We start from the raw sequence: 19,485 nt of genomic DNA, 5'->3' as shown, positions 1-19,485 counted from the left end.
TGTGGAAATTCCGTCGGAGCTCAACGGCCGGCGCTGGCCAAAGCGCGTTTTTCGCGCCGCCGCTGCACCGAAGAGGGTATGTTCATGCCTTCCCGGTATTTGGCCACCGTGCGTCTGGCAATGTCGACGCCGCTTTCCCGCAGCATGTCGACGATGGCATCGTCGGAAAGCACATCGACGGCTTTCTCCTCGTCGATCAGCTGCTTTATGCGGTCGCGCACCGCTTCCGACGAATGCGCATCGCCGCCACCTGACGAAGCGATCGAGGCGGTGAAGAAATAGCGCAGCTCGAACACACCGCGCGGCGTCAGCATGTATTTGTTTGCCGTGACCCGGCTGACCGTTGATTCGTGCATGCCGATGGCGTCCGCCACCGTACGCAGGTTGAGCGGCTTCAGGTGCCGCACGCCGTGGACGAGAAAAGCGTCCTGCTGGCGCACGATCTCAGAGGCCACCTTGAGAATGGTCTTCGCCCGCTGGTCGAGGCTGCGCGTGAGCCAGTTGGCGTTCTGCAGGCATTCGGCGAGGAAATCCTTTTCCGCCTGGTTTTTCGCATGTGGCGTGACCTGGGCGAAATAGATGTGATCGACCAGCACGCGCGGCAGCGTCTCGGCATTGAGCTCGACCGTCCAGCTGCCGTCATTGGCTGCGCGCACCTCGACGTCGGCCACGACTGCGTCGCTGGCACCGCACGAAAATGCCATTCCTGGCCGCGGGTCGAGCGCCCGGATCTCGGCCAGCATGTCGAGCAGATCCTCCTCGTCGACGCCGCAAATCCGCTTCAGCGTCTGGAAATCGCGCCGTGCCAGGAGTTCGAGATTGGCGATCAGCGCCTTCATCGCCGGATCGAGCCGGTCGCGCACGGCAAGCTGCAGCAACAGGCATTCGGCGAGGTCGCGGGCGAAGATGCCGGCGGGCTCGAATGTCTGGCAGACCGCCAGGACCCTTGCCACCGCCGTGGCGTTCGTGCCGAGGCGGGCCGCGATCTCGGCCATGTCGGCACGCATGTAGCCGGCCTCGTCGAGGCCGTCGGCAAGCTCGCTGGCGATCAGGCGGGCCGCCGGATCGGCAAAGGCGAGCGCTACCTGCTCGCCGACATGGTCGCGCAGCGTGATGGCAGCCGCCGCCATGTCCGCGACGTCAAAGCCGTCGGAGGAAGAGGTGGAACCGTTGCCGGACGCCGATTTCCATTGCGCCGTCAGGTCGGGCCCCAGCCGCTCGCTCGTACCAGGATCATCGGGAAACAGGTTTTCCAGCGATGTATCGAGCTTTTCCGAGATCGCCTCGGCGCTCCACGCCGTCTCCGCTTCGAACCAGTCGCCGTCGGCAGCTGGTTCTGGTGCAGCGTCGCCCTTCTGCGCCTGGTCGCTGGCGGCGTCCTCCTGCGGTTCGGCACGTTCCAGCAGTGGATTGCGTTCGATCTCGTCGTCGATGAAGCGTTCCAGCTCGAGATGGGTGAACTGCAGCAGGCGGATTGACTGCATCAGCTGCGGCGTCATCACCAGCGACTGCGACTGTCGTAGCTGTAGTTTTGCCGCCAACGCCATGGTTCGGTTTCAAACGCTCCGTCTACACACCCGCACTGCTGGAAGGAATTTTCCAGGCCAGCATAGAAACTGGCCCGGCTTTTGCTTGTCAAGGCGAGGAGCGGTAAAACTCGCCTGCCGACACGTTTTCAGGCAGAAAATTGAAGAAAAAGCTGCTGGACTACGCCGGAAATCCCGCTCGAACCGGAATTTCGCACTTAGAGCGTAAATCCCTCGCCGAGATAAAGCCGCCGCACATCGGCATTTGCGACTATCTCGTCGGCCCGGCCATGGGTCAGCACCTGACCGGCATGGATGATGTAGGCGCGGTCGATCAGGCCAAGTGTCTCGCGGACATTGTGGTCGGTGATCAGCACGCCGATGCCACGTGCCGTCAAATGGCGCACGAGCTGCTGGATGTCGGCGACGGCGATCGGATCGATGCCGGCGAACGGTTCGTCGAGCAGCATGTAGGCAGGGCGGGTTGCCAACGCACGGGCAATTTCGAGGCGTCGCCGCTCACCACCGGAGAGCGACAGCGACGGAGCCTTGCGCAGATGGCTGATGTGAAATTCCTCGAGCAATTCGTCGAGCAGCCGCTCACGCTCCTTGCGGCTCTTTTCGACCACTTCGAGCACGGCCCGGATGTTTTGCTCGACATTCAGGCCGCGAAAAATTGACGCTTCCTGCGGCAGGTAGCCAATGCCGAGACGGGCGCGGCGATACATCGGCATCGATGTGACGTCGAAACCGTCGATTTCGATGGTGCCTTCATCGACCGGCACCAGGCCGGTCACCATGTAGAAACAGGTCGTCTTGCCGGCGCCGTTGGGGCCGAGCAGCCCAACCGCCTCGCCGGCGCGCACGCCCAGCGTCACGCCGCTGACGACTTTGCGGCCCTTGTAACTTTTGGTCAGCCCTTTGGCGATCAAGGTTCCCTTGAACTTTGCCGCTTCGACGGTGACCCTGGCCGGTGCCGCAAGTTTGCTGGCGGCGCGCCCTGGAAGACGCGCCAGCAGCGACGATATGCCGGTCATCAGGGTTTCGCTGCTCCAGACTTCGCCGGCGGCGTGATCGACATCATGACGCGGCCGCCGCAAGCGTCGACCTGGGCAAGGCCGCTCTTCATCTGCACGGTAAGCTTGCAGCCGACAAGCACGTTGTCGCCTTGCGAGAGCACGACCTTGCTGCCCGAAAGCACCAGCACTTCGGTCTTCATGTCGAAGGTGCCGCGGTCGCCGGTGGCAACCTGATCGTCCGATTTGATGTAGACCTTATCGTCGACCTCGAGATGGTCGATGTTGGCGGATCCGGTCATTGCCGCGGCACCCGCGGGCTGGGCGCCTTTGGCGGCGCCTGCATCCCTGACGTAATAGACCGTCATTTTGCCGGCCTTGAGCACGGTTGGACCCTGGACGACGTTGACGTTGCCGGTGAAGACGGCGACGCTTTCCGCCTGGCGCACCTCGAGCTTGTCGCTTTCGATCTGGATAGGCTTGTCGCCCGACAGCCTGAGGCCGGACATTTGGCTGGTGGCACTGGATTGCGCCAGCGACGGCGCCGTCCCGAAGGTCAGCCCCAAGGGCAACCCAAGCGTTAACGCCGAGATCGCGGCGAGGCGCCGTGCCGAACTACTGAACCGCATTGGTCTCTCCGCTCTTTGCCTCTGCCGCCTTCAAACTGGCGGGATCGATGTCGACGCGCACCTTGTTCTCGAAAATCAGGACCTTGCCATTGTCCTGGACCGACATCGAATCCGCCCTGATCCGCGACCCGCCGCGGCTGACATCGACAGGTTCGCTTGTCTTCATAGTGCCTTCGGCCATGTCGAGATAGACTGATTTAAATTTTGCCACCACGCCATCCGTGGTCGACACGGTCACGTCGCTGGTCAGGCTGAATGTGTTGCCGTCGCGATCGTAGGTGCCGTGCGCAGCACCGATGGCGGCGGTGTTGTCGGCCGCAATCGGCAGCTTGGCCTTGATACCTTCCAGATCGATGATGCCCTGTTTGCTGACATCCTGTATGGCGCGGAGCGCTGTCATCGAATAGGGCAGGTTTTGCTTGGTGAAGCCGTTGAGCTTGGGATTGGCCATCACCAGCTTGCCATCGGCAAAGGCGCCGCCGTCGGCCTGCACCTCGATTGCAGCGGGTGCCATGAGATAGGAATAGACCGGAAACGCGACCGCGATCACGGCGGCGACCAGCGGTACGGCCAGCTTCAGGATCCGGACCCGGCGCGAATGACGCTGCGCAATGTCAAACGCGTCGACCCGCGCCCGGCCTGCGGCCTTGGGAGCCAACTCCGTCTCGGTGTTGGTCGGTTCGATTGGTCCCGCTAACATGACTGCTTCTTCTAAACCCCTGCCCGCCAGGCCGCCCTATAGGTGGGATGCCGGCGCCCTCAAGCAAGCAAAAGCCGAGGAAAACCGCAAAAATGTGACAGCCGCCCCTGTACAACGAAAATGGCCCCAGCGCAGCCTGTACCTCATACCAGATATAGGCGCACAGTGTTAGAGCCTGTGGAACGCGACAGGTTGAGGCTTGCCGCGAATGCCTGAGGCCTTTGTCGCAAGCCCGTCAGGAAACGGTAGCCGGGCGCGAATGGTTGCTTTAAAAGCATCTGCTCCCACCGACTACGAGGCTGACCATGGCATTGAGAGCCGACGACCTGATCGACCGCCGCCGCTTGCGCCGCAAGCTGACATTCTGGCGTACCGCGGCGATTATCGTCGCCGCAGCCGGGCTGATCGCCTTTTCGGCGTGGATCTATGGTGACGACTTCACCAGCGCGGCAGTCGACCACATCGCCAAGGTCAAGATCGAAGGTACCATCACCGAAGACGAAGAACTGATCAAGCGGCTGGAGGCCATCCGTCAGTCGCCGCGCGTCAAGGCTGTGATCCTGTCGATCGATTCACCCGGCGGCACCACCGTCGGTGGCGAGTCGATCTATGAGGCAGTGCGCAAGCTCGCCGCCGACAAGCCGGTGGTGGCCGAGGTCGGCACGCTCGCGGCTTCGGCGGGCTACATGATCGCCACCGCGGCCGACCATATTGTCGCACGCAAATCCTCGATCGTCGGCTCGATCGGCGTGCTGATCCAGTACCCGGACGTCAGCGGCCTCATGGACAAGCTCGGCGTCAAGCTGGAGGAGGTGAAATCCTCGCCCTTGAAGGCGTCGCCTTCTCCCTTCAAGCCGACCAATGACGATGAGCGCGCCATGGTCCGCAAGCTCATCCTCGACAGCTACGACTGGTTCGTCGGCATCGTCGCCGAGCGCCGCAACATGACCAAGCCGGAGGCGCTGGCGCTCGCAGACGGGTCGATCTTCACCGGCCGGCAGGCGGTCGCCAACAGATTGATCGACGCGGTCGGCGGTGAAGCCGAAGCGATCGACTGGCTTGCAGGCAAGGGTGTCGATGCCAAGCTCAAGGTGCTGGAATGGAAGGACACGGAAAAACGCGGTGGTTTCCTGTTCTCCAAGGCGATGGCGCAGACCGTCGGCGCTGCGCTTGGCCTGCCCGGCCATGGCGGCGACGTCCTTCACGAAATTGGAGCGGACCGCTTGTTTCTTGACGGTCTCGTTTCCGTCTGGCACCCTTGAGGAACCGCTTGGGACGAGTGAAAAACCAAATAAAATCATTCTGATAATTTCGGCGGCACTGCTTTCACGGGGAGCCTTTTCATGATCAAATCCGAACTTGTTCAGATCATCGCCACGCGTAATCCGCATCTTTTCCTGCGCGACGTCGAAAACATTGTCAGCGCTATCTTCGATGAAATCACCGACGCGCTTGCCGAGGGCAACCGGGTCGAGTTGCGCGGCTTCGGCGCGTTTTCGGTGAAAAACCGCCCTGCCCGCACCGGCCGCAACCCGCGCACCGGCGAATCCGTGGAGGTTGAGGAGAAATGGGTACCGTTCTTCAAGACCGGCAAGGAATTGCGTGAAAGGCTGAACGGAGGCAAATAGGCGCGGCACGCGCCACCGCTCCTGCCTTTTCTTCCGAACGGAAAAACATGTTCAATCGCTTCATTCTCATCGTGGTTTTCGTGCCGCTGGCCGTCATCCTGATTGCGCTGGCCGTCGCGAACCGCGAACCGGTAGCCTTCACACTCGATCCGTTCAATCCCGGCAATCCGGCGCTGACGCTGACCGTGCCGCTCTTCATTTTCCTGTTCCTGGCGCTGGCTATCGGCATGATCGTCGGCAGCCTGGCGACCTGGATCAAGCAGGGCCGCTACCGCAAGCTGGCGCGCCAGCGCGGCGCCGAGGCCGAGAACCTGCGCCAGGCGGTCAGCCGCGCGCCCACCGCGTCGCAGAGCCCAGTCTTGCCGAAGCCGACGAACTGAGCCGCGGCTCGGGCCTGAGGCACAACCGGCCTAGTCCTCCACGGAGCCTTTCATGCTGACCATTTCCGCCGCCGAGGTCGACCGCGCGCTGACCTTTTCCGGGCTGGTCGAGACGTTACGCACCGCCTTTCGCGATGGCGCCGTGCAGCCGGTCAGGCACCATCACACTGTCGAGCGGCCCGATGGCGCCGCCTCGACGCTGCTTTTGATGCCGGCCTGGACCGACTTCAACGCAGCCGGCACCTCGGCCGATGGCCATATCGGCGTCAAGATCGTCACCGTGTCGCCTGACAACAATGCTGTCGGCAAGCCCGCGGTGATGGGGCTTTACCTCTTGCTCGACGGCGCCACAGGCGAGCCTCAGGCCTTGATCGATGGCCAGAGGCTGACACAGTGGCGCACGGCCTGTGCCTCGGCGCTGGCTGCCTCCTATCTGGCCCGCGAGGATGCATCGCGGCTGCTGGTGGTCGGCGCCGGCGCGCTGTCGCCATTCCTTGCAAAGGCTCATTCGGCGGTGCGTCCGATCAAGAACATCCGCATCTGGAACCGCACGTCGTCGAATGCCGAAAAGGTCGCGGCAAAATTGCGTGCCGAGGGTTTTGCGGCCGAAGCAGCAGGCGATCTCGACGCCGAACTCGGAAAGGCCGATATCGTATCGTCGGCGACCATCACCACCATGCCACTGATCAAGGGCGCACTCTTGAAGTCCGGCACCCATGTCGATCTGGTCGGCGGCTTCACGCCGGCGATGCGCGAAAGCGACGACGACGCGATTGCACGCGCCCGCGTCTATGTCGACACCCGCGCCGGCGCCACCAAGGAAGCCGGCGATATCGTCCAGCCGCTGGCCTCCGGCGTTCTGAAGCCGGAAGCCATTGTCGCCGACCTCTATGAACTGGCGCGCGGCCAGAAAAAAGGCCGGCAGAACGACGACGAGATCACGCTGTTCAAGTCGGTCGGCGCAGCCCTCGAGGACCTCGCCGCCGGCATTGCCGTGTATCGGGCAAGCGAAAGGGGAGTAGGGGAGTAGGAACCGCACTGATCGTGCGGCGCCGCGCCAGCTATGTTTCCTGTCACGTACTCCCCTACTGCCCTACTGCCCTACTCCCTTTGCCAATAAACCCGCAGCCGGTGGCTGTCGGGATCAAGCGCGACGAAGGTGCGGCCGAAATCCATGTCGGTCGGCGTCTGCAGAATTTTCAGCCCGCGGCCGGCCCACTCGGCATGGGTGGCGTCGACGGCACCCGGCGTGTCCAGCGCAAAGACGATCTCGGCGCCGCCGCCCGCTGCCGCGGCAGCCGGCTCCACGGTGTGACGCGACCAGAGGCCGAGCTTGAAGCCGTTGTCGAGCACGAACAGCACGAAGGTCGGCGAGGTCTCGACCGGTTGCCGCCCAAGCAGCGCGCTATAGAAGGCGCCGCTTTGCTCAGGCTTGTCGACATAGAGGATGACGAAATTGGGCGGTGTCATGAATTGCTCTCCAGATGGTTTCGACTGGAGGACATAGCGTATGCCACTGCCAGATTCTGGCAGCAGTCTCAACTGAGCAGCAGCCTTAGCTTGGCGTGTCGAGCGTCGCCCGCCATTCTTTGAGCAGCACCTGACGGCGGCGCGGATAGCGCATCTCGGTGGCGTTGAGGCCGGATATCCGATCGGCGCGAAAGTGCCTGAAATCCTGGCGCATCTCGCACCAGGCCGCGACGACGCGCACCTTGTCGAAGAAGCCGAGTGCGAACGGCCAGACGGTGCGCTCGGAGGCAGCGCCGCCGGCGTCGCGATAGACAAAGCTCAGCTTGCGCTCCTCGCGGATGGCCTGCCGCACCACGCCGAGATCGATGCCTTCTGTGACCTCGGTGCGCGACCCGACCAGCAGCGTCGAGGCATCGAGTTCCTCGCGCAAATCGTCCGGCAGCACCGCCGCGATCTTGGCCAGCGCGTCGGTGGCGGCGTTCGCAAGCCGCCAGTCCGGCTGCTTGGCCACCCAGCGCGAACCGAGAACGATCGCCTCGATCTCCTCATCGGTGAACATCAAGGGCGGCAGCATGAAACCTGGCCTGAGCACGTAACCCAGCCCCGCCTCACCCTCAATCGGCGCACCCTGCCCCTGCAGCGTGGCGATATCGCGATAGAGCGTGCGGATCGACACACCCATTTCGTCCGCGAGGCTGCGGCCGCTGACCGGCCGGCGATGCCGGCGCAGGATCTGGATCAGGTCGAGCAGGCGTTCGGCGCGGGACATGGATCGCAACCCGGTTTGATGGATGCCCAATTTGAATGGACGATAGTGCGCCTGCCCTTTCGACGGCAAGCAAGACGATCGCCGACCGGAACGTCTGCGCCCTGACGCCGTTGTCTGGCCATTATGGATATACGCGGTTTTCTGTTGTTCTGGTCGGTTTTGACCGCCATCGTCGCGGCGCTCAGCCTTGGGCCGTCTTTCGCCCATGTGCTGGAATCGGTGCCGCGGCTGACCAGATGGCGGCCTTCGCTCTGGCGTGAAACCACTGTCTTTAACGCTCAGTTCCAATTCTTCGCGATTATCGGCGCACCGCTGGACCTGGCGGCAATCGTCTGTCCGGGCCTCCTCGCCTGGATGCTGCGCAGCGATCGTCCGGCATTCTGGTGGGTCTTGGCCGCCACCGTGCTCTACCTGCTAGCGCTTGGGGCGTGATTTGCGCTGGTCAAACCGGCAAACGATGTCCTGGCCACTTGGGTACCTGGACCGATCCCAGGCAATTTCGAAACCATCCGGAGCCGCTGGGAAACCGGCCATATGGTCGTCACCGGCTTCAAGGCCGTTGGTTTCATAGCGCTCGCAATCGGCCTGCTGTCGATCAGGCGCGGCTGATCCGGCTGCGCACGTCGGCAGCCCTTTTGTTGCGCCGGTCAATGTGCTGTGGCAGAAGCGGCCAAGCCGCCGTCCGGAGATGCGCCTTCTTGAAACCTTTTCGCGACAGACGCCGCGACAGCCGACCGCCCGCAAAAGGCGGGGCGGAGCATGTCCGGCGGCGCGACGCCAGCCCAACCGCCGGTCCGGAGCCTAAACCGCAAGACCGGTCCGAGCCAAAAGCCGCGCCGCGCATGCTCTCGCGCCGCGATGGCGCGCTGCCCGCCGAACATCTGCCGCTGATCCTCGAAGTCGGCCCCAATCAGGACTACGCGCTGCTAGACAGTGGTGCCGGAGAAAAACTCGAGCAATACGGCCCCTACCGCATCGTTCGGCCGGAGGGCCAGGCGATCTGGCAAAAGGCATTGGCGGCCAGGGACTGGGAACGCGCCGACGCCATCTTCACCGGCGATACCGACGAGGAAGGCATCGGCCGCTGGCGCTTCCCCAAGACGCCGCTCGGCGAGACCTGGCCGATGAAGCATGACGGCATCGACTATCTCGGCCGCTTCACTTCGTTTCGCCATGTCGGCGTCTTTCCCGAGCAGGCCTCGCACTGGGACCACATGGCCGGACTGATCGCGGCGGCAAAACGGCCGGTGAAGGTGCTGAACCTGTTCGGTTACACCGGCCTTGCCTCCCTGGTGGCGGCGCATGCCGGCGCCGAGGTCACCCATGTCGATGCTTCCAAGAAGGCGATCGGCTGGGCACGCGAAAACCAGGAGATGGCGGGCCTATCGAAAAAGCCGATCCGCTGGATCGTCGACGATGCCGTGAAATTCGCCGAACGCGAGGAGCGCCGCGGCAGCCGCTACGACATCATCCTGTTCGACCCGCCCGCCTATGGCCGCGGACCGAAAGGCGAGGTCTGGCAGTTGTTCGAGGACCTGCCGGCGCTGACCGATATCTGCCGCGCGATCCTGACGCCGAAGCCGCTCGCCGTGGTACTGACCGCCTATTCGATCCGCGCCTCTTTTTTCGCGATCCATGCCCTGATGCGCGACACCTTCGCCGGCATGGGCGGCACGGTCGAGTCGGGCGAATTGATCATCCGCGAGAAATCTGCCGGTCGGGCGCTTTCGACCTCGCTGTTCTCGCGCTGGGTGGCCTGAATGAGTGCGTACGAACGGCACGCAGGCGCGCCAGGGCAGGTGAAGGAAGTCACCAGCCTCGCCAACCCGCTGATCAAGGACATCAAGGCGCTCGCGCTGAAGAAATTCCGTGACCAGCAGAATGCCTTCATGGCCGAAGGCCTGAAGCTGGTCATCGACGCGCTCGATCTCGGCTGGTCGATCAGGACATTGGTCTTCGCCAAGGCCGGACGTGGCAACGCGGCAGTCGAAAAGGTCGCGGCGCGCACGGTCGCCGCCGGCGGCACGGTACTTGAAGTCTCGGAAAAGGTGCTGGTCGCCATCACCCGCCGTGACAATCCGCAAATGGTCGTCGGCGTGTTCTCGCAGAAATTGCTGTCGCTGAAGGACATCCGCGTCGAGGACAGCGATGTCTGGGTAGCACTCGACCGCGTTCGCGACCCCGGCAATCTCGGCACCGTCATCCGCACGGTCGACGCTGTCGGCGCCAGGGGCGTCATCCTGGTCGGCGAGACCACCGATCCCTTTTCGGTCGAGACGGTGCGCGCCACAATGGGCTCGATCTTCGCCGTGCCCGTCGCCAAGGCGTCGCCCGAGGCTTTTCTCGCCTGGCGAACGAGCTTTCCCGGCCTCGTCGCCGGCACTCATCTGAAGGGTGCGGTCGACTACCGCTCGGTCGATTTTTCAAAAGGCCCGGTGCTTTTGGTGATGGGCAACGAGCAGCAAGGCCTGCCTGACGAGCTTGCCGCAAGCTGCGACAAGCTGCTGCGGATACCGCAGGCCGGCCGCGCCGATTCGCTCAACCTTGCGGTGGCCACCGGCGTCATGCTGTTCGAGATCCGGCGCGACGCGCTGAAGCTCGGCCCGGAGGACGCCAGATCGTGACATCTCAAACCGTGAAACTGCAAACCATGAAGTCCTGGAGGCCGTACGCTCTTCTGGTCGTCGCCGCGATAGCGCTCGACCAGTGGCTGAAATACCTGGTCGAAACCGGCCTCGCCTTTCAGGAACGGCTCGACCTGCTGCCGTTCCTGGCGCTGTACCGCACCTACAACACCGGCATCGCGTTCTCGCTGTTTTCGTCCTTCGGCGACACCGGCCTGGTGGTCGTCGCGGTTCTGGTGGTCGCTTTCGTGCTCTATCTTGCGGCCCGCACGCCGCCCGGCCACCTGCTTGCCCGCATCGGCTTCGCACTGATCGTTGGCGGCGCGCTCGGCAACCTGATCGATCGCGCAATCTACGGCCATGTCATCGACTATGTCCTGTTCCATACGCCGGTCTGGTCCTTCGCCGTCTTCAACCTCGCCGACGCCTTCATTTCCGTTGGTGCCGTGCTGGTCGTCTTCGATGAGCTCATTGGTTGGCGGCGCGGAATGTCGAGCGATTGACCTCACTCGCCTGGCGCCGCACATTCTGATCTGCAAGCCCGAGGAGAAAACATGCCCGAAACCTTCAAAGCCATCCTCGTTTCGCGCGACGCCGAGAAAAACCAGTCGGTCGCGGTGACCGAGCTTACAGAGGCAGACCTGATGGAGGGCGACGTCACCGTCGCGGTCGAGGCGACGACGGTGAACTACAAGGACGGCCTTGCAATTACCGGCAAGGCGCCGGTAATCCGCCGCTGGCCGCTGGTGCCGGGCATCGATTTCGCCGGCACAGTCATCTCGTCCTCCAATCCTGACTGGCGCAAGGGTGACAAGGTCATATTGAACGGCTGGGGCGTCGGCGAGACGCATTTCGGCGCCTTTGCCGGGCGCGCCCGTGTCAAAGGCGACTGGCTGGTGCCGCTGCCGGACGGAATGAGCCCGCACGATGCGATGGCGATCGGCACCGCCGGCTACACCGCCATGCTTTGCGTCATCGCGCTGGAGCGCCACGGCATCGTGCCCGATCGTGGTCCGGTGGTGGTGACCGGCGCTGCCGGTGGCGTCGGCTCGGTCGCGATCTCGATCCTGTCCAGCCTCGGCTATCACGTCATTGCCTCGACCGGCCGCGCTGCCGAAAGCCCCTATCTGATCGACCTCGGCGCCGCGGAAGTGATTTCACGCGACGAGCTTGCGCAGCCGGCAAAACCGCTCGCCAAGGAACGCTGGGCCGGCGGCGTCGATGCCGTCGGCAGCCACACGCTGGCCAACGTTCTGTCGATGACCTCCTATGGCGGCGCCGTCGCCGCTTGCGGCCTCGCCGGCGGCATGGACCTGCCGGCCAGCGTCGCCCCCTTCATCCTTCGCGGTGTCTCGCTGCTCGGCATCGATTCGGTGATGGCGCCCAAGGCGGTCCGCCTCGAGGCCTGGCGCCGCATCGGCACCGATCTCGATCACGCAAAGCTTGCCAGTCTGTCGACGAGCATCGGCTTCGACGGCATCATCGGCGCCGCGCATGACATCGTCGAGGGCAAGATCCGCGGCCGTGTGGTGGTGGACATGTGAGCCTCTTGGGGAAAAAGAGCGCGACCGCTAAAATTCGAACGATCAATCACAACCTTCGATAAGCTCTGTCTGGCAGGAGTTCCGTATGATTGCGGAACCCGGCATCAGAGCGGCGGAACCAGCCGAACGGGCCGACGGGACGGCCCCCGATACGCCAGCACGGCAGCTTGTCGCCGCGCCACCGCTGGCGCCGGAATTGCCCGACGCCAACCGCGAAGGCCTGTCCTTCCTGACGCTGGTCGCCATCGTCGTGCTGGCGGGCCTGTCGCATTTGACCGGAGCGCCGATCTTCATCACCATCGGCCTTTTGGCGACAGCCATGGCCGGGCTCGCCATGCATCTGCGCAACAGGCGCACCGAGCGCCGCGCAGTGGCCCTGCTCGATGCCACCACCGCCCGCAGCCGCGCCGAAATCGAGACGCTGGCCGACCGCATGTGGGAGATGCAGGAGAGCGAGGAGCGCTTTCGCGGTCTGATCGATGCACTCGGCGATCTCGTCGTCCACCGCGACCGCGACGGCCACATTGTCTACGCCAACAAGGTTTTCGCCGACCTTGTCGAAACCGACCAGCGCGAGCTTGCCGGCAAGGCCCTGGCCGAACTAGGCATCGATGTCGGCATCGTCCCCGACGCCGCCTTTTCCGACCATGAATGCCTGAGTTCCACCGACGTCGCCATTCGCACGCCGGACGGTCCACGCTGGTTCTCTTGGATCGAGCTGTCGGTGCGCGACAAGGACAGCGGCGCCGTTTCGCATCGCGCCATCGCCCGCGACATCACCGCCCGCAAGCGCGCCGAATCCTCGCTGATCACCGCCCGCGAGCGGGCCGAATATGCGAGCCAGGCCAAATCGCGTTTCCTCGCTACCGTCAGCCACGAGATCCGCACGCCGATGAACGGCATCATGGGCATGGCCCGGCTTCTCGCCGACACCAGCCTTTCGCCCGAGCAGCGGACCTATGTCGGCGCCATCTCGACCTCGGCCAGCGCGCTGCTGGCGCTAATCGAGGACCTGCTCGACTACTCCAAGATCGAGGCCGGCCGCTTCGATCCCGAACCGCAGCCGATGTCGGTGCGTGAGATCGCCGACAATGTCGTCGAGCTTTTGGCGGCGCGGGCTTTTGCCAAGGATATCGGCCTCGGCTGTCATGTCGAACCCGACGTGCCGCAGCTGATCACCGCCGACCCCGGCAGGGTCAGGCAGGTGCTGCTCAACCTCATCGGCAACGCCGTCAAGTTCACCGACAGCGGCGGCGTCCTGGCAAGCATCGCCCGCGTCCGCACCGAAATCACCGACCGCATCCGCTTCACCATCACCGACACCGGCCCCGGTCTGCGCGAGGAGGACATGGAGCGTATCTTCGAGGACTTTGAACAGGCTGACGGCACCTCGACCCGTGCGCATGGCGGTGCCGGCCTCGGTCTTGCCATTTCCAAGCGCCTGGTGACCGCCATGGGCGGCACCATCTCTGTGTCGAGCCGCCTTGGTCAGGGATCTGAATTCGTCTTCGAGATTCCCGCTATTTCCGCCGTCGAGGCGCCGCAGATCCGCGAGAACCCGCTGTCGGGCCGGCATGCGGTGATCGTGTCGAAGAACCCGGTCGAGGCCGAAGCCATCGCCCGCACCATTCGCGCCAATGGCGGCACGGTCGATCTGGCCACCGCCGCCGCCCAGGCCACCGCTTTCGCCGAGGGCTGTGACGTGCTGCTGATCGATGCTGCCATGGAGCAAAGCGACGGCAGGCTGCTCAGGCGCCTGCGCCAGAGCGGATTTGCCGAGTGCGAGGCAGTGACGCTGATCGCGCCGACCGACCGCGGCATGCTTGGCGAATTCCGTGCCAATGGTTACGCCACCTTCCTGGCGAGGCCGGTGCGCGGCGAGACACTGCTGCGCGTGCTTTTGACCAGCCACGCGCCGGTCATCGCCGAGCCGCAACTGCAAAGGCGCGGCGCGCAGGCGGGGCATGCCATTGGCGCCCGCCAGCAGGGCCTGTCGGTGCTGATCGCCGAGGACAACGACATCAATGCCATGCTGGCCCGCGCCACGCTGCTGAAGGCCGGGCATCGCGTGAAAGTGGTCGGCAACGGCAAGGCCGCGGTCGAGGCGGTCATCAGCACCGGCCACAAGCACCGCTACGACGTGGTGCTGATGGACTTGCACATGCCTGTCATGGACGGCCTGGACGCCATCGCCGCCATCCGCCGCCATGAGGAGGAGACCGCGGTGCCGCCGGTGCCGATCATGGTGCTGTCGGCCGACAGCCAGGAAAAGACCCGCCACGCCGTGCTCGCTCACGGTGCCAGCGGCTTCGTCACCAAGCCGCTCGACCCCGATGCCCTGGTTCATGCCGTCGAGGGGCAAGTGGCCGCCTGAGGCACAACATAGACGGTTGATAGATTACCCAGCCGACGAAGTATTGCCCGCAGAGCCGTATCACGGTACTGTCACAATCCTGTTGCACCTACACCGTATCCCCGTGCCAAGAGGGATGGCTCGAAGGAGAATCACTCGTGCATACAGTCATGCCGGAATGTGATGCTCGGCCGAACGCCAGCGGGCCTTTGCTCGTCGGCCGGAACGCCGATGCCGTCATAAAAGGCGCATCGCTCGGCCGCATCGGCAATCTCGAAGTGCGGCTCGCCCGCAACGAGGCCGAGATCGCTGCCGCGCAGGAAGTGCGCTACCGGGTGTTCTACGACGAGCTTGGTGCCAGGAAGGACCTGTTCCAGATGCAGGACCGCCGCGATGCCGATCGCTTCGATCCCCTCTGCGATCATCTGCTTGTGTTCGATACTTCGCTTTCCGGCCCCGAGCATCGCCGCATCGTCGGCACCTACCGCCTGCTGCGGCAGGAGATTGCCGCAGCGGCCGGCGGCTTCTATTCCGAAGGCGAATTCGAGCTGACCAAGCTGATCGCGCGGCATCCCGGCCAGCGGTTCCTCGAGCTCGGCCGCTCCTGCGTTCTGCCGGAATACCGCTCGAAGCGCACCATCGAGGCGCTGTGGCAAGGCATCTGGGCCTATATCAACCATTACGGCATCGGCGTGATGACCGGCTGCGCGTCGTTCCACGGCACCGTGCCGGCGGCACATGCCGAGGCGTTGACCTATCTTGCCCACCACTGCCGGACGAATTCATCCTGGGACGTGCGCGCCGTCGCCGGGCGCTATTGTTCCATGGACCTGATGCCGATCGAGGCCGTCAACACCAAGGCGGCGATCGCCGCGATGCCGCCGCTGGTCAAGGGCTATCTGCGCGTCGGCGCGCGCATCGGCGACGGCTGCGTCATCGACCGTGAATTCTCGACCGTCGACGTGTTCGTGGTGATGCCGGTCAAGGAGATCGGTGCCCGCTACGTCAATTATTATGGCGGAGAAGCGCAGCGGTTTGCGGCCTGAGTAGGGGAGAGAAGGCAACGGCCGGAGTAGGCAAGTGCTCTGCTCTATTTTACCCGACGTAGCGGTATTCCCTACTCCCGTACTGCCTATTCCCCTACTCTCCTAACTTACGCATCCTTCTCAGCTTGCTCATTCACCGGCCCCGGCTCCACCGGCGCTTCGCTCGCCACATGCTTGGGGCCGCCCTTGGCGACGCCGACCATGGCCGGCCGCAGCACACGCTCGCCGATCGAATAGCCGGGCTGCACGACCTGCACGACTGTGTTGGCCGGTACGTCGGGATTGGGCACCTCGAACATCGCCTGGTGGAAATTCGGATCGAATTTCTCGCCCTCGGGCTCAAGCTTCTTCACGCCGTGACGTTCAAGCGCCGACAGCATGGCGCGCTCGGTGATCTCGACGCCGTCGATCAGCGCCTTGAAACCGGCATCGTCCGAAGCCTTGGCCTCCTCCGGGATGGCATCCAGAGCGCGGCGCAGATTGTCTGACACCGAAAGCATGTCGCGGGCAAAGTTGGCAACCGCATAGGCGCGCGCATCGTGCACGTCGCGGGCGGTGCGGCGGCGCAAATTCTCCATGTCGGCCGCGACGCGCAGCGCGCGATCCTTCAGCTCTTCGTTTTCCTTCAGAAGCCGCACAAGCGCTTCATAGTCGCTGTCGACGCCGCCTTCCCTTGGCTCCGCGGCAGCCTCGGTCTTCTCGGCTTCATCGGGCGCGCGTTCGTCTTTTGCCTGGTCGCTCATCGCCGTTTCCCGTCATTTTCGAATGGTGTGGATTTGCGCCCGATATCGAGGTTTGGCGGCCAAAAATCAAGGGGCAAGCGATACTGCAGCCGCTGGCCACGGCTTGAGGGCGAACAGCGGAGACTTTTCGATTTTAATTCAAACTTTACCGTATCCGACGGCTTTGCTTGCCAGGCTACTACAATGCGGGAACCATTCCTCCTGTGGAAGAGTTTCGAAGCCGACACAGGATTTTGGAAGATGTCCCGCACCAATGGCGAAAAGCACGACGCGCTCGCCGTCGATATCCGGCGCCAGCTCGGCAATGAGACCACCAAGCGCTTCCTGCGCACCCTGCCGGCATTCCGCACGGAGACGGATATTCCCGACCGCCTGAAGAAATTGCTCGACCGCCTGGATGGCATCGAAACCAACATGGTCGCAGGCGGGCGCCGTCGGTAGGCGCCGTTGCCGGCGACGCGCCCGGCGACTGTGGCCGGGATTCGTCGCATCGCGCGACATTTACCCGCAGTAACTTTGCGTGATCTCCGTCTTGCGGCAGCGCCCTGCTCCGCCTATGTTTCATGATGAACATGATTTCCCCCGAAGCTGTGGCAAACAGCAAGCGCGCCTGGTTGAAAATCCTGTCGCGCTATAAAAAGCCCGACAGGCGTCGCAGCGCCGTCGAACTCGCCATCACCCTCATCCCTTTCGCCACGCTGTGGGCATTGTCCTCGGCCGCCTATGCCTATGGCCATTGGTGGGGTCTGGTCCTCATCCTTCCGGCCGCCGGCTTTCTGGTGCGGATCTTCATGATCCAGCACGATTGCGGTCACGGCTCCTTCTTTGCCAATCGCTATGCCGACGACTGGATCGGCCGTGTGCTTGGCGTGCTAACGCTGACGCCCTACGATTGCTGGCGCCGCGCCCACGCAACCCATCACGCCAGCGCAGGCAATCTCGACGAGCGCGGCACCGGCGACATCAAGACACTGACCGTCGCTGAATACCGGCAACTGTCGTGGCGAGGCCGGCTCGCCTATCGCCTCTATCGCCATCCGCTGGTGATGTTCGGCCTTGGCCCGATATGGATTTTCATGTTCGAGCAGAGACTGCCCTTGGGCATGATGCGGGGCGGTTTCACCCCCTGGGTGTCGTCGATGTCGACCAACCTCGCCATCGCCGTCATCGCCGCGCTGCTTATCTGGTTCGTTGGCCCCGGCGCGTTTCTGGTCGTGCATCTGCCGATCGTCATCCTCGCCGGATCGGCCGGCATCTGGCTGTTCTATGTCCAGCATCAGTTCGAGGAGACGGAGTGGACAAAGGACTCAGAGTGGGAATTCCAGCACGCTGCCCTGCACGGTTCGTCCTATTACGACCTGCCGCCGGTGCTGAACTGGATCACCGGCAATATCGGCGTCCACCACGTGCACCACCTTTCGGCCAAGGTGCCGTGCTACCGGCTTCCGGAAGTGCTGAGGGACTATCCGGAATTGCGTGAGATCGGCCGCGTCACGCTCCTCGACAGCCTGCGCTGCGTCAAGCTGGCGCTGTGGGACGAGACCCGCAGCAAGCTGGTATCGTTCCGCGAAGCGCGGATGGCCGTGTAGGCGCACCGCCGCACCTAAGGCGCGTCGCGCTCGACCAGCCTCATGCGACGCGCTCTTTATCGCAAAACCGCTGAACACACTTTTGCGCGACATGCGTTAGGGGTGCGGCAGGCTCCAAATTCCGAGCTTAAGCCGCCTGGCGTTGGTCGCGCATCAGGATCTCGCCTTGGCGGATCTCGGTGGCCAGCACTTTCAGGCATTCGCGCATGAACGCGGCAAGGCCCGGCCAGCCCTTGGCCGACACCAGATTGCCGTCGACATGGGCGCCGGTCGGCGCAACATCGATATAGATGCCGCCGGCCAGCGTGACTTCCGGCTCGCAATATTGCAGTGCCGCGACTTCGCGGCCGCGCACCACGCCGTCGACTGCGATCAGGATCTGCACGCCGTGGCAGATGGTGAAGATCGGCTTTCCCGTCTCATGGAAATGCCGCACCAGCGCCTGCACGCGTTTGTCGATGCGGATATATTCCGGCCCGCGCCCGCCCGCCGCGTGGACGGCATCGTAGTCGGCGGGATTGACCTCGGAAAACGTCTTGTTGAGGATGTAGTCGTGGCCGAGCTTTTCCGTATAGGTCTGGTGGCCCTCGAAGTCGTGCAGCGAGGTCTTCAGGATATCGCCCGCCTTCTTGTCGGGGCAAACGACATGGACGGTGTGGCCGACCGCATGCATGGCCTGTTCAAAGACGAAAATCTCGTACTCCTCGCTGAACTCGCCAACGAGCATCAATATCTTCTTGCCAGCCATATCCTCCCTTGTGGCCACATTTATTCGGATCACGAAACAATGGGCCTATCCTAAGGCGGAGAGGCGCAAAAAGGCTGAATCGGGAATGTGGTCCGACCAGACAGGCTTCTGGCCCTCTGGAGCAGATCAGCCGGGGCGCACCCGCCGCCAGGAATATTTCGGGCCTTTGGGCTCCGGCTTCACCGCCGGCTGATAGAACAGCGGCAGTCCGCCTGTGCGGCCTTGCTCGAGCCGCTTCAGCAGCACCGGGTGCGAGATCTCGAATTCGTCGAAGCCGAGGCGCAGCATATGCGGCAGCTGGTCGATAAGCACCTGCCCGGTGGCGCGCATGGCGCCGGTGAAGTGGTAACGGCTGCGCAGCAATTCGCCCTTGGAGAACGAGCGGCCGTCATTGAACGCCGGAAAGGCCAGCGCCACCAACGACAGCTGGTCGAGCAGGCCGGCGATCTTGTCGAGCTGGTCGCCGGGCTGCAGCAGCACGCCGATGCGTTCCTTCGCCGACCGCCGCACCTCCGGATCGAGGCCGAGAAACGCCTGCAACGGCAGGATGAAACGGCCATTGCCGACCAGCGCCTCGGCGCTTTCGGCATGAACCCACTCGTCCTCGCGGAACCCATCCGGTGTCCACAGCCGCGTGCCGTTTTCGGCTATCAAGTCGCTCATCAAGAAAATTCCCAAGTCCAAAGAGTCTAAAGTGCGAAGCACCTCAGGGTGCGTTGA

The 19,485-nt window shown here is 63.7% G+C and carries 22 protein-coding genes; 13 read left to right on the top strand and 9 right to left on the bottom strand.

Features of this window, described 5'->3' with window-relative positions:
* Window positions 1–20 precede the first annotated feature (20 nt).
* The 4 genes from rpoN to lptC form a co-directional block, all read right to left on the bottom strand.
* On the bottom strand, window positions 21–1,547 hold the full coding sequence (gene rpoN, locus NKJ12_RS11145; RefSeq protein WP_352506602.1) for an RNA polymerase factor sigma-54: 1,527 nt from the start codon (window positions 1,545–1,547) through the stop codon (window positions 21–23).
* A 197-nt stretch (window positions 1,548–1,744) separates the two neighbouring features.
* The gene (gene lptB, locus NKJ12_RS11140; RefSeq protein ID WP_023718959.1) at window positions 1,745–2,563 is read right to left on the bottom strand and encodes an LPS export ABC transporter ATP-binding protein; all 819 of its coding nucleotides are present in this window, start codon (window positions 2,561–2,563) and stop codon (window positions 1,745–1,747) included.
* Complete coding sequence (locus NKJ12_RS11135) at window positions 2,563–3,171, bottom strand: LptA/OstA family protein (RefSeq protein WP_254816816.1); 609 nt, start codon at window positions 3,169–3,171, stop codon at window positions 2,563–2,565. Before NKJ12_RS11135 ends, lptB begins: the two co-directional genes overlap by 1 nt.
* Entirely contained in the window at window positions 3,158–3,871 is a 714-nt protein-coding gene (lptC, locus tag NKJ12_RS11130; RefSeq protein WP_352476407.1) for an LPS export ABC transporter periplasmic protein LptC, read from the bottom strand. The genes NKJ12_RS11135 and lptC overlap by 14 nt, the downstream gene beginning before the upstream one ends.
* Before the next feature lie 305 nt (window positions 3,872–4,176).
* Here lptC and sppA point away from each other — a divergent pair, with 305 nt between their 5' ends.
* The 4 genes from sppA (at window position 4,177) to lhpI (ending at window position 6,909) form a co-directional block, all read left to right on the top strand.
* Window positions 4,177–5,133 carry a signal peptide peptidase SppA gene (gene sppA, locus NKJ12_RS11125; RefSeq protein ID WP_352506604.1) on the top strand — a complete coding sequence of 319 codons (957 nt, stop codon included), beginning with the start codon at window positions 4,177–4,179 and terminating at the stop codon, window positions 5,131–5,133.
* Window positions 5,134–5,214: 81 nt separating this feature from the next.
* On the top strand, window positions 5,215–5,499 hold the full coding sequence (locus tag NKJ12_RS11120) for an integration host factor subunit beta (RefSeq protein ID WP_023675261.1): 285 nt from the start codon (window positions 5,215–5,217) through the stop codon (window positions 5,497–5,499).
* A 47-nt stretch (window positions 5,500–5,546) separates the two neighbouring features.
* Complete coding sequence (locus tag NKJ12_RS11115) at window positions 5,547–5,879, top strand: LapA family protein (protein ID WP_352649557.1); 333 nt, start codon at window positions 5,547–5,549, stop codon at window positions 5,877–5,879.
* Between the two features lie 52 nt (window positions 5,880–5,931).
* The gene (gene lhpI, locus NKJ12_RS11110; RefSeq protein ID WP_352506605.1) at window positions 5,932–6,909 is read left to right on the top strand and encodes a bifunctional Delta(1)-pyrroline-2-carboxylate/Delta(1)-piperideine-2-carboxylate reductase; all 978 of its coding nucleotides are present in this window, start codon (window positions 5,932–5,934) and stop codon (window positions 6,907–6,909) included.
* A gap of 71 nt (window positions 6,910–6,980) precedes the next feature.
* On the opposite strand, the gene NKJ12_RS11105 is transcribed toward lhpI, so the two are convergent.
* Together NKJ12_RS11105 and NKJ12_RS11100 are read right to left on the bottom strand one after the other, a co-directional pair.
* Window positions 6,981–7,349 carry a VOC family protein gene (locus NKJ12_RS11105; RefSeq protein WP_352506606.1) on the bottom strand — a complete coding sequence of 123 codons (369 nt, stop codon included), beginning with the start codon at window positions 7,347–7,349 and terminating at the stop codon, window positions 6,981–6,983.
* Between the two features lie 85 nt (window positions 7,350–7,434).
* The gene (locus NKJ12_RS11100) at window positions 7,435–8,118 is read right to left on the bottom strand and encodes a helix-turn-helix transcriptional regulator (protein WP_352506607.1); all 684 of its coding nucleotides are present in this window, start codon (window positions 8,116–8,118) and stop codon (window positions 7,435–7,437) included.
* Between the two features lie 123 nt (window positions 8,119–8,241).
* On the opposite strand from NKJ12_RS11100, the gene NKJ12_RS11095 reads away from it, so the two are divergent.
* The 7 genes from NKJ12_RS11095 to olsB all read left to right on the top strand — a co-directional run bounded on the left by NKJ12_RS11095 (window position 8,242) and on the right by olsB (window position 15,685).
* On the top strand, window positions 8,242–8,550 hold the full coding sequence (locus NKJ12_RS11095; RefSeq protein ID WP_352702665.1) for a hypothetical protein: 309 nt from the start codon (window positions 8,242–8,244) through the stop codon (window positions 8,548–8,550).
* Window positions 8,551–8,816: 266 nt separating this feature from the next.
* A complete protein-coding gene (locus NKJ12_RS11090; RefSeq protein WP_352506609.1) occupies window positions 8,817–9,878 on the top strand; it encodes an RsmD family RNA methyltransferase in 1,062 nt (353 codons plus the stop codon).
* Window positions 9,879–10,742 carry a TrmH family RNA methyltransferase gene (locus NKJ12_RS11085; protein WP_352476400.1) on the top strand — a complete coding sequence of 288 codons (864 nt, stop codon included), beginning with the start codon at window positions 9,879–9,881 and terminating at the stop codon, window positions 10,740–10,742.
* A gap of 26 nt (window positions 10,743–10,768) precedes the next feature.
* Window positions 10,769–11,245 (top strand): signal peptidase II, encoded by a 477-nt coding sequence (lspA, locus tag NKJ12_RS11080; protein WP_352506692.1) that lies wholly within the window; start codon window positions 10,769–10,771, stop codon window positions 11,243–11,245.
* A 51-nt stretch (window positions 11,246–11,296) separates the two neighbouring features.
* Window positions 11,297–12,286 (top strand): acrylyl-CoA reductase (NADPH), encoded by a 990-nt coding sequence (gene acuI / locus NKJ12_RS11075; protein WP_352506610.1) that lies wholly within the window; start codon window positions 11,297–11,299, stop codon window positions 12,284–12,286.
* An 85-nt stretch (window positions 12,287–12,371) separates the two neighbouring features.
* On the top strand, window positions 12,372–14,660 hold the full coding sequence (locus tag NKJ12_RS11070; protein ID WP_352506611.1) for a hybrid sensor histidine kinase/response regulator: 2,289 nt from the start codon (window positions 12,372–12,374) through the stop codon (window positions 14,658–14,660).
* A 149-nt stretch (window positions 14,661–14,809) separates the two neighbouring features.
* The gene (gene olsB / locus NKJ12_RS11065) at window positions 14,810–15,685 is read left to right on the top strand and encodes a l-ornithine N(alpha)-acyltransferase (protein ID WP_023675251.1); all 876 of its coding nucleotides are present in this window, start codon (window positions 14,810–14,812) and stop codon (window positions 15,683–15,685) included.
* A gap of 107 nt (window positions 15,686–15,792) precedes the next feature.
* On the opposite strand, the gene grpE is transcribed toward olsB, so the two are convergent.
* Complete coding sequence (gene grpE, locus NKJ12_RS11060) at window positions 15,793–16,428, bottom strand: nucleotide exchange factor GrpE (RefSeq protein ID WP_352506612.1); 636 nt, start codon at window positions 16,426–16,428, stop codon at window positions 15,793–15,795.
* Window positions 16,429–16,668: 240 nt separating this feature from the next.
* Between grpE and NKJ12_RS11055 the strand changes: the two genes are divergently transcribed.
* Together NKJ12_RS11055 and NKJ12_RS11050 are read left to right on the top strand one after the other, a co-directional pair.
* Complete coding sequence (locus tag NKJ12_RS11055; protein ID WP_254816803.1) at window positions 16,669–16,869, top strand: hypothetical protein; 201 nt, start codon at window positions 16,669–16,671, stop codon at window positions 16,867–16,869.
* Window positions 16,870–16,994: 125 nt separating this feature from the next.
* Complete coding sequence (locus tag NKJ12_RS11050) at window positions 16,995–18,017, top strand: fatty acid desaturase (RefSeq protein WP_254816802.1); 1,023 nt, start codon at window positions 16,995–16,997, stop codon at window positions 18,015–18,017.
* Window positions 18,018–18,144: 127 nt separating this feature from the next.
* Here the strand turns inward: NKJ12_RS11050 and NKJ12_RS11045 are convergent, their stop codons facing one another.
* Both NKJ12_RS11045 and NKJ12_RS11040 read right to left on the bottom strand, forming a co-directional pair.
* On the bottom strand, window positions 18,145–18,765 hold the full coding sequence (locus NKJ12_RS11045) for a DJ-1/PfpI family protein (protein ID WP_352506613.1): 621 nt from the start codon (window positions 18,763–18,765) through the stop codon (window positions 18,145–18,147).
* 126 nt (window positions 18,766–18,891) lie between these two features.
* Window positions 18,892–19,428, bottom strand: coding sequence for a DUF934 domain-containing protein (locus tag NKJ12_RS11040; RefSeq protein ID WP_254816801.1), 537 nt, complete (start codon window positions 19,426–19,428; stop codon window positions 18,892–18,894).
* Between the last annotated feature and the right edge of the window lie 57 nt (window positions 19,429–19,485).

The organism is Mesorhizobium sp. M0195, assembly GCF_040322115.1.
Taxonomy (GTDB): Bacteria; Pseudomonadota; Alphaproteobacteria; order Rhizobiales; family Rhizobiaceae; genus Mesorhizobium.
The sequence above is the reverse complement of the archived record's forward strand: the minus strand, read 5'-3'. Positions and strand labels throughout refer to the sequence as shown.